The sequence below is a fragment of the Streptomyces sp. NPDC028722 genome (assembly GCF_040637655.1).
GTDB lineage: Bacteria > Actinomycetota > Actinomycetes > Streptomycetales > Streptomycetaceae > Streptomyces.
Window position 1 is genome coordinate 93,137 of the sequence record NZ_JBEZWU010000001.1, and the last position, 14,663, is coordinate 107,799.

Annotated in this window: 9 protein-coding genes; 2 read left to right on the forward strand and 7 right to left on the reverse strand. The window is 72.0% G+C overall.

The features are described 5' to 3' along the window. Positions 1 to 71: 71 nt before the first annotated feature. The 3 genes from AB0F03_RS00400 to AB0F03_RS00410 all read right to left on the reverse strand — a co-directional run bounded on the left by AB0F03_RS00400 (position 72) and on the right by AB0F03_RS00410 (position 4,074). Positions 72 to 896, reverse strand: coding sequence for an NAD(P)H-binding protein (locus AB0F03_RS00400; protein ID WP_361984607.1), 825 nt, complete (start codon positions 894 to 896; stop codon positions 72 to 74). Between the two features lie 131 nt (positions 897 to 1,027). Beyond that, positions 1,028 to 3,616: an aminopeptidase N gene (pepN, locus tag AB0F03_RS00405; RefSeq protein ID WP_361984610.1), complete on the reverse strand. Its 2,589-nt coding sequence runs from the start codon at positions 3,614 to 3,616 to the stop codon at positions 1,028 to 1,030. Between the two features lie 107 nt (positions 3,617 to 3,723). Continuing rightward, positions 3,724 to 4,074 carry a chorismate mutase gene (locus AB0F03_RS00410; protein ID WP_356820839.1) on the reverse strand — a complete coding sequence of 117 codons (351 nt, stop codon included), beginning with the start codon at positions 4,072 to 4,074 and terminating at the stop codon, positions 3,724 to 3,726. A gap of 130 nt (positions 4,075 to 4,204) precedes the next feature. On the opposite strand from AB0F03_RS00410, the gene AB0F03_RS00415 reads away from it, so the two are divergent. Further along, positions 4,205 to 5,086, forward strand: a complete 882-nt coding sequence (locus AB0F03_RS00415) for a hypothetical protein (RefSeq protein WP_361984614.1) — start codon at positions 4,205 to 4,207, stop codon at positions 5,084 to 5,086. A 141-nt stretch (positions 5,087 to 5,227) separates the two neighbouring features. Here the strand turns inward: AB0F03_RS00415 and AB0F03_RS00420 are convergent, their stop codons facing one another. The 3 genes from AB0F03_RS00420 to AB0F03_RS00430 form a co-directional block, all read right to left on the reverse strand. After that, on the reverse strand, positions 5,228 to 6,691 hold the full coding sequence (locus AB0F03_RS00420; protein WP_361984617.1) for a glutamate synthase subunit beta: 1,464 nt from the start codon (positions 6,689 to 6,691) through the stop codon (positions 5,228 to 5,230). After that, entirely contained in the window at positions 6,684 to 11,198 is a 4,515-nt protein-coding gene (gene gltB / locus AB0F03_RS00425) for a glutamate synthase large subunit (RefSeq protein WP_361985794.1), read from the reverse strand. Before gltB ends, AB0F03_RS00420 begins: the two co-directional genes overlap by 8 nt. Positions 11,199 to 11,744: 546 nt before the next feature. Continuing rightward, positions 11,745 to 12,476 (reverse strand): VIT1/CCC1 transporter family protein, encoded by a 732-nt coding sequence (locus tag AB0F03_RS00430; protein ID WP_361984620.1) that lies wholly within the window; start codon positions 12,474 to 12,476, stop codon positions 11,745 to 11,747. A 230-nt stretch (positions 12,477 to 12,706) separates the two neighbouring features. Here AB0F03_RS00430 and rbsK point away from each other — a divergent pair, with 230 nt between their 5' ends. Further along, positions 12,707 to 13,600 carry a ribokinase gene (gene rbsK / locus AB0F03_RS00435; RefSeq protein ID WP_361984623.1) on the forward strand — a complete coding sequence of 298 codons (894 nt, stop codon included), beginning with the start codon at positions 12,707 to 12,709 and terminating at the stop codon, positions 13,598 to 13,600. Between the two features lie 81 nt (positions 13,601 to 13,681). Here the strand turns inward: rbsK and lgt are convergent, their stop codons facing one another. Further along, positions 13,682 to 14,662 carry a prolipoprotein diacylglyceryl transferase gene (gene lgt / locus AB0F03_RS00440; RefSeq protein WP_361984626.1) on the reverse strand — a complete coding sequence of 327 codons (981 nt, stop codon included), beginning with the start codon at positions 14,660 to 14,662 and terminating at the stop codon, positions 13,682 to 13,684. Position 14,663: the final 1 nt, after the last annotated feature.

Below are 14,663 nucleotides of genomic sequence, written 5' to 3' on the forward strand. Positions count from 1 at the left end.
AACGGAACCCGAAAGTGTGTACTGCCGTCCCGGGAGACCCCGTGGGGAGGGTGGTCGCGCGCTCCCGCCGGTTACGCCCGGAAGTCCCCGGCGTGGTCCCGGGCCCACCGGTCGAAGGGGCGGGCGGGGGTGCCGGTGAGCTGCTCGACGGTGCCGGTGATCTCCGGGGGCACGCCGACGGTCTCGGCGAAGGTGCGCAGCAGGCGTTCGAGCATCTGCGGCGGCACGTGCGGGAAGAGTTCCGGGCCCGCGTCGGCCGGGTCGGTCTCCACGAACGTCAGCTTCCTGCCGAGCGCGGTGCCGATGGCCTCCACCTGGCCGGCGTTGCTGGTCGCCGCCGGCCCGGTCAGCCGGTACGCGGCGCCCTCGTGCCCGTCGTCGAGCAGGACGCGCTCGGCGACGGCCGCGATGTCGTCCTCGTGGATCGGCGCGGTGAGCCCGTCCGCGAAGACGCCGCGGACGGTGTCGCCGGCGCGGATCTGCGGTGCCCACTGGAGCGCGTTGGTGGCGAAGGCGTTGGGGCGCAGGAACGTCCAGGCGAGCCCGCTGTCCTGGATCTGCCGCTCGGCGGTGGCGTGCATGACGTGGATGGGATGGGTCTCGTCGGCGCCCTCCTGGATGACGCCGCTGGAGAGCAGGACGACGTGGCGTACCCCGTGGGCGCGGGCCGCCGCCAGCAGCGGGGCGGTGCCGGCCTGCGCGTAGAGGAAGAGCTTCGTCGCCCCGGTGAACAGGGCGGCGGGCTCGTCCGGACGGAACGCCACCACCTCCGCGGGTGCGGGCAGCTCGGCCCGCTCCGGGTCGCGGGTCAGCGCGCGGACAGGCTGTCCCGCGGCGAGGAGACGGTCGACAAGGGCACGGCCTACGTTGCCGGTCGCGCCGGTCACTACGATCACGATGCCGCCTTTCGGGGGCTGGGCTGATCTCCGGAGCCCGAGCCTAGGGACGGCGGCCGGTCCCCCGCATCGTCGCCAGGTACCAGCCGTGCCCTACGTCGTCGGACCTACGCCCGCCCGCGCCCCCGGGCCTACGCCCCGACCTGCGCTCCCCGCGCGGCGGCCGGCGCGGTCTGTCGTGCCGGCCGCCCCTCGCGCACCCGCAGGGCGCGGGACAGGTCGTCCAGGCGGTCGGCGAGGGTGCGGCGCAGGGCCGGGGTGAGGTCGGCCTCGCGCAGACAGGCCTCGCCCAGCCGCAGGTTCCCGGCGTCGACGGCGTGGGCCGGGAAGCACCAGCGGCCGGCGGCGACACCGATGGCGGGGCCGCGGCGGGCGGCGACGGCGACCGCGTCCTGGTAGAAGCGCGGCACGTACTCCCGGACCAGCTCGGCCTGTTCGGGCTGCCAGAAGCCCTGTGCGGTGGCCGTGAAGAGGTAGTTGGACAGCGAGTCGCCGGCGAACATCGCCTCCCAGGCGGCGCGCTTGGCCTCGGGGTCGGGCAGCGCGGCACGGCAGCGGGCGGCACCCTCCTGGCCGGTGGCGCTCGGGTCGCGCTCCAGCTCGGCGGCGATGGCGGCCTCGTCGGTGGCGCCGAGCACGGCGAGCCGGGCGAGGACGCGCCAGCGCAGCTCGGGGTCGAGTTCCGGGCCGCCGGGCACCGTGCCGTCGGCGAGCCAGGCGGCGATGGTCTCCGGGCGGGCGGTCACACCGATCAGGTGCCGTACGGCGATGAGCCGCAGGCCGGGGTGGTCGCCGTCCTCGGTGCGCCGCAGCAGGTCGCGGCAGAGCGACGTGAGGCCGGCCAGGGCGGCCGGGCGGTCCTCGGGCGCCAGGTACTGGTCGGCGATCTGGCCGGAGGCGAAGGCCAGTACGCCCTGGGCGACGGCCAGGTCGGTCTCGTGCGGGAGGTGGGCACGGGCCGTCTGAAGATAGGCGGCGGCCGGCAGCTCGCCGTCCCGGACGGCGTCCCGCAGGGCGTTCCACACGACCGCGCGGGTGAGCGGTTCGGGCAGGCCGGACAGGTGGGTGCGGGCCGTCTCGGCGGACGCGGCGTCGAAGCGGATCTTGGCGTAGGTGAGGTCGCCGTCGTTGAGGAGGACGAACGCGGGGCGCGGGCCGGCGGTGCGCAGGCTCAGACCGTCGGCGGCGGGGAGGTCTGCTTCCACGCGTCGGCGCAAAATCAGCCGGCGCTCGTCGTGCAGGTCGCGGTCGTAGACGCCGAGGGTGACGCGGTGCGGGCGGCTGCCGCCGTCCCCGGCGGGACCGGTCCCGGCCGGGGCGCCGGCGGTGCCCAGGTGCCGGACGTCGAGGTGCCAGGTGCCGTTGTCGGCCGTGACGTCGGGCACGAGGGTGTCGACGCCGACGGTGCGCAGCCAGCTGTCGGCCCAGGCGTGGACGTCGCGGTCGGTGGCCGAGGCGAGGGAGTCGACGAAGTCGGCGAGGGTGGCGTTGGCGAACTTGTGCCGCGCGAAGTGGGTGTTGATGCCGGCGAGGAAGTCCTTCTCGCCGAGCCAGGCGGCCAGCTGGCGCAGCGCGGAGGCGCCCTTGGCGTAGGAGATGCCGTCGAAGTTGAGCAGCGCGGAGGCCGTGTCGTCGACGTTCTCGGGGGCGACCGGGTGGGTGGTGGGCCGCTGGTCGGCGTCGTAGCCCCAGGACTTGCGGGTGACGGCGAACTCGGTCCAGGGGTCGGTGAACCGGGTGGCCTCGGCGGTGGTCCGGTAGCCCATGTACTCGGCGAAGGACTCGTTCAGCCAGATGTCGTCCCACCACTTGAGGGTGACGAGGTCGCCGAACCACATGTGGGCCATCTCGTGCGCGATGACCATGGCGCGCGTCTGCCGTTCGGTGTCGGTGACGGCGGAGCGGTAGACGAAGTCGTCGCGGAAGGTGACCAGGCCCGGGTTCTCCATGGCGCCCGCGTTGAACTCGGGGACGAACGCCTGGTCGTAGGAGTCGAAGGGGTACGGCTCCTCGAACTTCTCGTGGTAGCGGTCGAAGCACGCGCGCGTGATGTCGAAGATCTCGTCGGCGTCGGCGTCCAGGTGGGGTGCGAGCGAGCGGCGGCAGTGGATGCCGAAGGGCAGTCCGCGGTGCTCGGTGCGCAGCGAGTGCCAGGGGCCGGCGGCGACGGCCGCGAGGTAGGTGGAGATCAGCGGGGTGGGCGCGGCCTGCCAGACGCCGTCGCCCCGCTGCTCGGTGACGCCGTTGGCGAGGACGCTCCAGCCCTCCGGCGCCCTGACGGAGATCTCGAAGACGGCCTTCAGGTCGGGCTGGTCGAAGGCGGCGAAGACGCGCTGGACGTCGTCCATGAACAGCTGCGTGTAGACGTACGTCTCGCCGTCACTCGGATCGGTGAAGCGGTGCATGCCCTCGCCGGTGCGGGAGTAGCGCATGACCGCGTCGACGCGCAGCTCGTGCTCGCCGGCGGTGAGGCCGCGCAGCGGCAGCCGTCCCTCGCGCAGCGACTCGGGGTCGAGCGACCGTCCGTCCAGGGTGACACCGCGCAGCTCGGCGGGCTTCAGCTCGACGAACGTCTCCCCGTCGGACCGGGCGGTGAACCGGATCGCGGTACGGGAGCCGAAGGTCTCGTCCCCGGTGGTGAGGTCCAGTTCGACCGTGTAGCGGTGGACGTCGAGGAACTGTGCTCGGAGCTGCGCTTCGTCGCGCGTGAGTACGGACATGCAGGCCATGCTGCCTGATGGGGCCGACAGCGCACAGGGGCGGATCGGTACACGGCTTATGTCCCTTGTGCGCCCCCGGTCGGCCCGCCGCCCGGCCGCGCTGCCGGTCAGACGGCGTCCGCGGCGTCCCCGTTGTGGGTGTCCTCGGCGATCCGCTCGTGGTGCCGGATCACCTCGGCGATGATGAAGTTCAGGAACTTCTCGGCGAACGCGGGGTCGAGCTTGGCGTTCTCGGCGAGGCGACGCAGCCGTTCGATCTGCCGGGACTCGCGGGCCGGGTCGGCGGGCGGCAGCTGGTGCACCGCCTTGAGCCTGCCGACCTGCTGTGTGGCCTTGAAACGCTCGGCGAGCATGTGGACGACGGCCGCGTCGATGTTGTCGATGCTGTCGCGAAGCCGCTCCAGTTCGTGGCGGACCTCGGGGTCCACGGCACCCGTGCCGGTGTTGCTGGTCGTCATGGACGCCCACCCTATGTGCTGGACCGGCCCGGGCCGCGAGGTGTCCGGGGAGTGGATCGCCGGTGGATCCCCGGGACCCGGGGTCCACCTACAGTGGAGGGGAGTTCCGGCGTCTGAAGGGGGTCAGGACGTGGCGAACGGCGGACCGGTCGAGCACGGTTACCCGCATCTGGAGACGATCCGGGCCGCGGTCACCGCGCTGTACCGGCGGCTGTCCCACGGCACCGTGGAGACGTTCTCGGTCAGCGTGGCCCCCGCCGACGTGGCCTTCTGCGACACCGACGACCTGCATCTGGGCGCGCAGCGCGTGGCCCGCGAGATCGTGCGGCACTTCCGGCTGCCGGACGCGCGGCTGATCGTCTGCTTCCGGGAGATGACCCATGCGGCCGACGTCGAACTGGCGTCGGGTCCGGAGTACTTCGTCGAGCTGAACGACCGGTTCCGCACCCATCGCCGGGACATCGGCGCGGCGCTCGCCCACGAGGTGGCCCACGTCTACCTGCACCGCCTGGACCTCACGTTCCCCACCACGGCCGAGAACGAGATCCTGACGGACACCGTCACGGCCTACCTGGGCGCGGGCTGGCTGCTGCTGGACGCCTACCGGGAGGACGGCGTCTCCTCCCAGAAGCTGGGCTACCTCACCCCGGAGGAGTTCGGTTACGTCCTGGCCAAGCGGGCCCTGATCTTCCACGAGGACCCGTCCGTGTGGTTCACCAGCCCGCAGGCGCACACCGCCTACGCCAAGGGGCTGGCCCGGGCCCGCCGCGACGAGCAGCAGCCGCCGCTGACCGCGGCCGGCTGGGCGGGCCGCCGCCGCTACGCGCACGACCGCCGGCACGCCCCGGACGTGCCCCCGGCGGGCCCGTACGCCTTCACCCCCGACGGCCTCGGCCGCCTCCAGGTGACCTTTCCCTGCCCGACCTGCCACCAGCGGATCAGGGTGCCGGTGCGGGGACGGGTACGGGCGCGGTGCGGATTGTGCCGGACGGTGCTGGAGTGCGACACGTAGGCCGTGCGCCGTGGCCGTCCGCCGGGCCGCGACGGCGTCGGGACGTGCGACGGCGCCTGCCCAGTCGTCCGGTCGGGGACAGGCGGGCAGGCGCCGTCAGTGTTCCGTACGCCTTTGTACGGGACGTCTTCGTGACCGCCGTCAGACCGCCAGGGCGCGGTCCGTCGGGCGGATCGGGGCCGGCAGGTCGCTGGCCCCGGTCAGGTAGCGGTCGACGCCGCGGGCGGCCGAGCGGCCCTCCGCGATCGCCCAGACGATCAGGGACTGGCCGCGGCCGGCGTCACCGGCGACGAACACACCCGGCACGTTGGTCTGGAATTCGGCGTCGCGGGCGATGTTACCGCGTGCGTCCAGCTCCAGGCCGAACTGGTCTACCAGGCCGTTCTCCCGGTCGGTGCCGGTGAAGCCCATGGCGAGGGTGACCAGCTGGGCGGGGATCTTGCGCTCGGTGCCCGGCTTCTGGGTCAGCCGGCCGTCGACGAACTCGACCTCGGCGAGGTGCAGCCACTGCACGTTGCCGTCCTCGTCGCCCTCGAAGTGGGTGGTGGAGGCGGAGTAGATCCGCTCGCCGCCCTCCTCGTGCGCCGAGGTGACCTTGTAGAGGAGCGGGAAGGTCGGCCAGGGCTGGTCGGCCGGGTGCCGCTCGTCGTTCGGGCGGGGCATGATCTCCAGCTGGGTGACGGAGGCCGCGCCCTGGCGGTGGGCGGTGCCCACGCAGTCGGCGCCGGTGTCGCCGCCGCCGATCACGACGACGTGCTTGCCCTCGGCCGAGATCGGGGTGGTGACGTAGTCACCCTCCTGGACCTTGTTGGCCAGGGGCAGGTACTCCATCGCCTGGTAGATGCCCTTCAGCTCGCGGCCCGGCGCCGGCAGGTCGCGCGCGGTCGTGGCACCGGCGGCGATCACGATCGCGTCGTACCGCTTCTTCAGGTCGCGGGCGGTGATGTCGCGGCCGATCTCGACACCGGTGCGGAAGCGGGTGCCCTCCGCGCGCATCTGCTCGATACGGCGGTTGATGTGCCGCTTCTCCATCTTGAACTCGGGGATGCCGTACCGCAGGAGGCCGCCGACGCGGTCCGCGCGCTCGTAGACGGCGACCGTGTGGCCGGCCCGGGTCAGCTGCTGGGCGGCGGCGAGACCCGCCGGGCCGGAGCCGATGACCGCGACCGTCTTGCCGGACAGGCGCTCGGGGATCTGCGGGGCGACGTCCCCGGTCTCCCACGCCTTGTCGATGATCGAGACCTCGACGTTCTTGATGGTGACCGGCGGCTGGTTGATGCCGAGCACGCACGCCGACTCGCAGGGGGCCGGGCAGAGGCGGCCGGTGAACTCCGGGAAGTTGTTGGTCGCGTGCAGGCGCTCCTGAGCGGCGGCCCAGTCCTCGCGGTAGGCGTAGTCGTTCCACTCGGGGATCAGGTTCCCCAGCGGACAGCCGTTGTGGCAGAACGGGATGCCGCAGTCCATGCACCGGCTGGCCTGCTTGCTGATGATCGGCAGCAGGGAGCCGGGGACGTAGACCTCGTTCCAGTCCTTGACGCGCTCACCGACGGGACGGGTCTTGGCGACCTCGCGGCCGTGGTTCAGGAAGCCCTTCGGGTCAGCCATTGATCGCCGCCTCCATCATCTTCTCGGTGATCTCGGTCTCGGAGAGACCGGCTCGCTCGGCGGCGTCCTTGGCGGCGAGCACTGCCTTGTACGTGCTGGGGATGATCCTGCTGAACCGCTCCACGGCCGTGTCCCAGTCGGCGAGCAGCTTCGCGGCGACCGTCGAGGAGGTCTCCTCGGCGTGGCGGCGCACCACGTCGTGCAGCCACTGCTTGTCCGTGTCGTCCAGGGCCTCGACGGCACCGGCGTTGCCGGCGTTGACGTTGTCGCGGTCGAGGTCGATGACGTACGCGATGCCGCCGGACATGCCCGCCGCGAAGTTGCGGCCGGTCGGGCCGAGGACGACCGCGTGACCGCCGGTCATGTACTCGCAGCCGTGGTCGCCCACGCCCTCGGAGACGACCGTCGCGCCGGAGTTGCGGACGCAGAACCGCTCACCGGTACGGCCGCGCAGGAACAGTTCGCCGCCGGTGGCGCCGTAGGCGATGGTGTTGCCGGCGATGGTCGAGTACTCGGCCAGGTGGTCGGCCGCGCGGTCCGGGCGGACGACGATCCGGCCGCCGGACAGGCCCTTGCCGACGTAGTCGTTGGCGTCGCCCTCCAGGCGCAGCGTGACGCCGCGCGGCAGGAACGCGCCGAAGGACTGGCCGGCGGAGCCGGTGAAGGTGATGTCGATGGTGTCGTCGGGCAGGCCCGCACCGCCGAACTTCTTCGTCACCTCGTGGCCGAGCATGGTGCCGACCGTGCGGTTGATGTTGCGGATGGCGACCTGGGCGCGCACCGGCTGCGCCTCGGTGGCGTCACCGGCCGCGAGGGCGTCGCCGGCGAGCTTGATCAGCTCGTTGTCCAGGGCCTTCTCCAGGCCGTGGTCCTGGGCGATCAGCCGGTGGCGGGCGGCGCCCGCGGGCAGGTCGGGCACGTGGAACAGCGGCTCCAGGTTCAGGCCCTGTGCCTTCCAGTGGTCGACCGCGCGCTCGACGTCGAGCACCTCGGCGTGGCCGACGGCCTCCTCGATGGAGCGGAAGCCCAGCTCGGCCAGCAGCTCGCGGACCTCCTCGGCGATGAACCGGAAGAAGTTGACCACGTGTTCGGCCTTGCCGGCGAAGCGCTCGCGCAGCGCCGGGTTCTGGGTGGCGATGCCGACCGGGCAGGTGTCCAGGTGACAGACGCGCATCATCACGCAGCCGGAGACGACGAGCGGCGCGGTCGCGAAACCGAACTCCTCGGCGCCGAGCAGCGCGGCGATGACCACGTCACGGCCGGTCTTCAGCTGGCCGTCCGTCTGGACCACGATCCGGTCGCGCAGGCCGTTGAGCAGCAGGGTCTGCTGGGTCTCGGCGAGGCCCAGCTCCCAGGGGCCGCCCGCGTGCTTCAGCGACGTCAGCGGGGACGCGCCCGTACCGCCGTCGTGACCGGAGATCAGGACCACGTCCGCGTGCGCCTTGGACACACCCGCCGCGACCGTGCCGACGCCGACCTCGGAGACCAGCTTCACGTGGATCCGCGCCTGCGGGTTCGCGTTCTTCAGGTCGTGGATCAGCTGGGCGAGGTCCTCGATGGAGTAGATGTCGTGGTGCGGCGGCGGGGAGATCAGGCCGACGCCCGGCGTCGAGTGACGCGTCTTGGCGACCCACGGGTACACCTTGTGGCCGGGCAGCTGGCCGCCCTCGCCGGGCTTGGCGCCCTGGGCCATCTTGATCTGGATGTCGTCCGCGTTGACCAGGTACTCGCTGGTGACGCCGAAGCGGCCGGAGGCGACCTGCTTGATGGCGGACCGGCGGGCCGGGTCGTACAGGCGCTCGGCGTCCTCGCCGCCCTCACCGGTGTTGGACTTGCCGCCCAGCTGGTTCATGGCGATGGCGAGGGTCTCGTGCGCCTCCTTGGAGATGGAGCCGTACGACATCGCGCCGGTCGAGAACCGCTTGACGATCTCGGAGACCGGCTCGACCTCCTCGACGGGGATCGGGCCCCGGTCCGACTTGAAGCCGAACAGGCCGCGCAGCGTCATCAGGCGCTCGGACTGCTCGTTCACGCGGTCGGTGTACTTCTTGAAGATGTCGAGGCGGCCGGTGCGCGTGGAGTGCTGGAGGCGGAAGACCGTCTCCGGGTCGAACAGGTGCGGCTCGCCCTCGCGGCGCCACTGGTACTCGCCGCCGATGTCCAGCGCGCGGTGCGCCGGAGCGATGCCGGAGGCCGGGTAGGCCTTGGCGTGGCGGGCGGCGACCTCCCGGGCGATGACGTCGATGCCGACGCCGCCGATCTTGGTGGCGGTGCCGTTGAAGTACGTCCGCACGAAGGTCTCGTCCAGGCCGACGGCCTCGAAGACCTGGGCGCCTCGGTAGGAGGCGACGGTGGAGATGCCCATCTTGGACATGACCTTCAGGACGCCCTTGCCCAGGGCGTAGATCAGGTTCTTGATGGCCTGCTCGGGCTCGAGGCCGTTGAGGAAGGTGCCGGCGCGCAGCAGGTCCTCGACGGACTCCATCGCCAGGTACGGGTTGACGGCGGCGGCGCCGTAGCCGATGAGCAGGGCGATGTGGTGGACCTCGCGGACGTCACCGGCCTCGACCAGCAGGCCCACCTGGGTGCGCTGCTTGGTGCGGATGAGGTGGTGGTGGACGGCCGAGGTGAGCAGCAGCGACGGGATCGGCGCGTGCTCGGCGTCGGAGTGCCGGTCCGACAGGACGATCAGGCGGGCGCCGTTCTCGATGGCCGCGTCGGCCTCGGCGCAGATCTCCTCGATGCGGGCGGCGAGCGTCTCGCCGCCGCCGGAGACCCGGTACAGGCCGGAGAGGGTCGCGGCCTTGAAGCCCGGCATGTCGCCGTCGGCGTTGATGTGGATGAGCTTGGCCAGCTCGTCGTTGTCGATCACCGGGAAGGGCAGGGTGACCGTGCGGCACGAGGCGGCCGTCGGCTCCAGCAGGTTGCCCTCGGGGCCCAACGACGAGCGCAGGGAGGTGACCAGCTCCTCGCGGATCGCGTCCAGCGGCGGGTTGGTGACCTGCGCGAAGAGCTGGGTGAAGTAGTCGAAGAGCAGCCGCGGGCGCTCGGACAGGGCCGCGATGGGCGAGTCCGTGCCCATGGAGCCGATCGGCTCGGTGCCGGTGCGGGCCATGGGCGCGAGGATGACGCGCAGCTCCTCCTCGGTGTACCCGAAGGTCTGCTGGCGGCGGGTGACCGAGGCGTGGGTGTGGATGATGTGCTCGCGCTCGGGCAGGTCGCCCAGCTCGATCTCGCCGGCCTCCAGCCACTCGGCGTACGGCTTCTCGGCGGCGAGGGCCGCCTTGATCTCGTCGTCCTCGATGATGCGGTGCTCGGCGGTGTCCACGAGGAACATGCGGCCGGGCTGGAGGCGGCCCTTGCGGACGACCTTGGCCGGGTCGATGTCGAGGACGCCGACCTCGGAGCCGAGGACGACGAGGCCCTCGTCGGTGACCCAGTAGCGGCCGGGGCGCAGGCCGTTGCGGTCGAGGACCGCGCCGACCTGGGTGCCGTCGGTGAAGGTCACACAGGCCGGGCCGTCCCAGGGCTCCATCATCGTGGAGTGGAACTGGTAGAAGGCGCGGCGGGCCGGGTCCATGGAGGCGTGGTTCTCCCATGCCTCGGGGATCATCATCAGCACGGAGTGCGGCAGCGAGCGGCCGCCCAGGTGCAGGAGCTCCAGGACCTCGTCGAAGGAGGCGGAGTCGGAGGCGTCCGGCGTGCAGACCGGGAAGATCCGCTCGATGGCCTTCTCGTCCGAGCCGAACAGGCCGGAGACGAGCTGCGACTCGCGGGCCTGCATCCAGTTGCGGTTGCCCTTGACGGTGTTGATCTCACCGTTGTGGGCGACGAAGCGGTACGGGTGCGCCAGCGGCCACGACGGGAAGGTGTTGGTGGAGAACCGGGAGTGCACGAGCGCGATCGCGGAGGCGAAGCGGCGGTCGGACAGGTCCGGGAAGAAGGGCTCCAGCTGGCCGGTGGTCAGCATGCCCTTGTAGACGATCGTCCGGGCGGACAGGGACGGGAAGTAGACCCCGGCCTCGCGCTCGGCGCGCTTGCGCAGCACGAACGCCCTGCGGTCCAGCGCGATGCCCTCGCCGGCATGGTCGGTCACGAAGATCTGGCGGAAGGCCGGCATGGTGGAGCGGGCGGTGGCGCCGAGCAGCTCCGGGGCGACCGGCACCTCGCGCCAGCCGAGGACGGTCAGCCCTTCCTCGGCGGCGATCGTCTCGATCCGCGAGACGGCGGCCTTGGCCCCGTCCTCCGGCAGGAAGGCGATGCCTACCGCGTAGGAGCCGGCCGCGGGAAGGTCGAAACCGGCCACCTCACGGAGGAAGGCGTCGGGAACCTGGGAGAGGATGCCCGCGCCGTCGCCCGAGTCGGGCTCGGAGCCGGTGGCACCGCGGTGCTCCAGGTTGCGCAGGACGGTGAGCGCCTGCTCGACCAGCGTGTGGGACGCCTCGCCGGTAAGAGTGGCGACGAAACCGACACCACAGGCGTCGTGTTCGTTGCGGGGGTCGTACATACCCTGCGCAGCAGGGCGAGCATCCATGAACGACCAGTTCTGGCCGTTCTCGGAATGCTGGGACGGCTGGCGCGGCGTACGCATCGGCTCTCCCGTCGTCGTCATATGGCATGTGGCAGGTGCCGAGGGACGACGTTGGCCCTCTGCTTCAGATCAAAATTTCGTGCAGGTTACATGATGGAGCGATTCCCGGGAACCGGATACTGCGTTCCAACATGCGGACGCCGCGGTCGCGGCGGAGGTGCCGCGCGAACGCGGCGCGTGCCGTGGATGGCGGCGACTGCCGTGTGGTGACGGCGGGGGTGCCGCACGGTGGCGGCGGGTGCCGCGCCGGGCGGCGGAACGGTGCGGGGGCCGTCACGGACAGGATCGGTCGGATCCGCGTCCGTCGGGCCGGAGGGGCCGGGGGGAGCGTCATCGCCCACCCCGCAGGGGTGCGGCAGGCCTCATTGCCCACAGCGCTTACGGCTCATGCCCGGTGGTCATGCGCGCGAAACCAGCGAGTAACGGCTACTTATGCGGCCCATCGCATAGGTAGCGGTCGGGCTATCCTACGGCCGTTCCGAACAGAGTGCCCAGGGCGTACGTCACACCGGCCGCCGCACCGCCGAGCGCCAGCTGCCGCAGACCGCTGAACCACCAGCTGCGCGCGGTCACCCTGGCCACGACGGCGCCGCACCCGAAGAGCCCCGCCAGGGCGAGCAGCACGGCCGGCCAGAGCACGGTCGCGCCCAGCAGATACGGCAGCAGCGGCAGCAGGGCGCCGAGGGCGAACGAGCCGAAGGAGGAGACGGCCGCGACCAGCGGCGAGGGCAGATCGCCGGGGTCTATGCCCAGCTCCTCGCGGGCGTGGATCTCCAGGGCCTGCTCGGGATCCTGGGAGAGCTGCCGGGCGACCTGGCGGGCCAGCTCGGGCTCGACCCCGCGGGCCACGTACAGCGCCGCCAGCTCGGCCTCCTCGTCCTGCGGATGCCTGCGCAGCTCACGGCGTTCGACGTCGAGTTCCGCCTCGACGAGTTCGCGCTGGGAGGCGACCGAGGTGTACTCGCCGGCCGCCATGGAGAAGGCGCCGGCGGCGAGCCCCGCGAGTCCGGTGATGACAATGGTGTGCTGGCCCATGGACCCGCCGGCCACGCCCGTCATCAGGGCGAGATTGGAGACCAGGCCGTCCATCGCGCCGAAGACGGCGGGGCGCAGCCAGCCGCCGTTGACGTCGCGGTGGGTGTGGTTGTCACGGTGCGCCTCGTGGAGCGCGGCCTCGGTTTCGATGATCGCCATACGGTCCCCCAGGGTAGCTAAGGCAAAGCTAAGTTTGGACGAGTTCTATACTTCGACAACACTGAATCTACCTCCCCCATTCCGCCCCCGCCACCAAGGAAAGGCTCGTCTAACCTGCGGTTTTCCCTCGTGTCCACCGGGGCCGCCCGGCCCGCTCCAGAGGATGATTTCGGGCATGACACCCGAAACACTGGAATACCTCGAAGAGCGCACCGGGAGGTGATCCGCCCATGACCCACATCGCGGTCCTCGGCAGCACGAACATGGACCTCGTCACCTACGTCGCCAGGGCCCCGCAGCGCGGCGAGACCGTGACCGGGCGGGAATTCCGTACGATCCCCGGCGGCAAGGGCGCCAACCAGGCGATCGCCGCCGCCCGCGCCGGCGCCACCGTCTCGATGATCGGCGCGGTCGGCAACGACGCCTTCGGACTGCGGCTGCGCGACACCCTCGAACACTCCGGGGTGGACACCGACTCCCTGCGCACGGTCGAGGGTCCCTCCGGCACGGCACACATCGTGGTGGACGACGAGGGCGGCAACTCCATCGTCGTCATCCCGGGGGCCAACGGCACCGTCGACCACCTCTCCCCCGGTGACGAGGGGGTGATCGCCTCCGCCGACGCCCTGCTGCTGCAACTGGAGATCCCGCCGGCGGCGGTCGTCGCGGGCGCGCAGGCGGCGCACCGGCACGGGGTCCGTACGGTGCTCACCCCGTCCCCCGTCCGTCCACTGCCGCCCGAACTCCTCGCCGCCACCGACCTGTTGGTGCCGAACGAGTACGAGGCGGTCACCCTCACCGGCTGCACCGACCCGCGCGAGGCGGCGGCCGCCCTGCTGGACCTGGTGCCCCAGGTCGTCGTCACCCTGGGGGCGACGGGCTGTCTGTACCGGGCCCGGGGCGCCGAGCCGCTGGTGGTGCCCGCGCCCCGGGTGAGCGCCGTCGACTCCACCGGCGCGGGCGACACCTTCGCCGGCGCGCTCGCCGTGGCCCTCGCCGAGGAGAGACCGGTGCGCGAGGCCCTGTCCTGGGCGGCCGCCGCGGCGGCGATCTCCGTGCAGCGGGCTGGGGCGTCGGTGTCGATGCCGTACCGGCCGGAGATCGAGGCGCGGTACAGCACGTGAGGACGGCGGCACCGGCCGCCCGCACACGCGCGGAGGGCGCCCGGAGAGTCCCGGACGCCCTCGGTGCCGTACGGCCGGCGGTCAGCTCTTCTCGGCCGGCTCCGTCTCGTCCTTGCGCGAATCCCCGGAGCGCGGGGTCTTCTCCCCGACCCCGGCAACGGCCTCCGTACCGCCCTCGGAGTCCGTACCGCCGTCGGCTTCCTCGCCGCCCTCGGCCTCCGTGCCGGCGCCGGCCGGAGTGCCGGGGGCGTCCGGCTCCATGACGGCCTCGCGGCCCGGCCGCTTCTTCGACGACACGACGATGTACACCACCGCGAGCAGGAAGACGACCAGCGCCGTCCAGTCGTTGAGGCGCAGGCCCAGGATGTGGTGGGCGTCGTCCACCCGCATGTACTCGATCCAGCCGCGGCCCACGCAGTATGCGGCGACGTACAGCGCGAACGCCCGGCCGTGGCCCAGCTTGAAGCGGCGGTCGGCCCAGATGACCAGGAAGGCGACGCCGACGCACCACAGGGACTCGTAGAGGAAGGTCGGGTGGTAGTAGCCCGGCACCCGGCCGCCCTCGGCGGAGGTGATGTGCAGCGCCCAGGGAACATGCGTCTCGCGGCCGTACAGCTCCTGGTTGAACCAGTTGCCCCAGCGGCCGATGGCCTGCGCGACCGCGATTCCGGGTGCGACGGCGTCGGCGTACGCCGGCATCGGGACGCCCCGGCGGCGTGCGCCGATCCACGCGCCGAGCGCGCCGAGGGCGATCGCGCCCCAGATGCCCAGGCCGCCCTCCCACACCTTGAAGGCGTCCACCCAGTCACGGCCCTTGCTGAAGTACAGCTCGTAGTCCGTGATCACGTGGTAGAGCCGGCCGCCGACCAGGCCGAACGGGACGGCCCAGACGGCGATGTCGGCGACCGTGCCGGACTGGCCGCCGCGGGCGATCCAGCGCTTGTTGCCGAGCCAGACGGCGACGAAGACGCCGATGATGATGCAGAAGGCGTAGCCGCGCAGCGGGATGGGGCCGAGGTACAGCACCCCGTGCGACGGGCTGGGAATGTAGGCAAGTTCCATG

Excerpts from the sequence above, each read along its gene's own strand:
- gltB (WP_361985794.1), bottom strand. The coding sequence starts at position 11,198 with ATGTACGACCCCCGCAACGAACACGACGCCTGTGGTGTCGGTTTCGTC.
- AB0F03_RS00430 (WP_361984620.1), bottom strand. The coding sequence starts at position 12,476 with ATGGCGATCATCGAAACCGAGGCCGCGCTCCACGAGGCGCACCGTGAC.
- AB0F03_RS00420 (WP_361984617.1), bottom strand. The coding sequence starts at position 6,691 with ATGGCTGACCCGAAGGGCTTCCTGAACCACGGCCGCGAGGTCGCCAAG.
- rbsK (WP_361984623.1), top strand. The coding sequence starts at position 12,707 with ATGACCCACATCGCGGTCCTCGGCAGCACGAACATGGACCTCGTCACC.
- pepN (WP_361984610.1), bottom strand. The coding sequence starts at position 3,616 with ATGTCCGTACTCACGCGCGACGAAGCGCAGCTCCGAGCACAGTTCCTC.
- AB0F03_RS00410 (WP_356820839.1), bottom strand. The coding sequence starts at position 4,074 with ATGACGACCAGCAACACCGGCACGGGTGCCGTGGACCCCGAGGTCCGC.
- lgt (WP_361984626.1), bottom strand. The coding sequence starts at position 14,662 with ATGGAACTTGCCTACATTCCCAGCCCGTCGCACGGGGTGCTGTACCTC.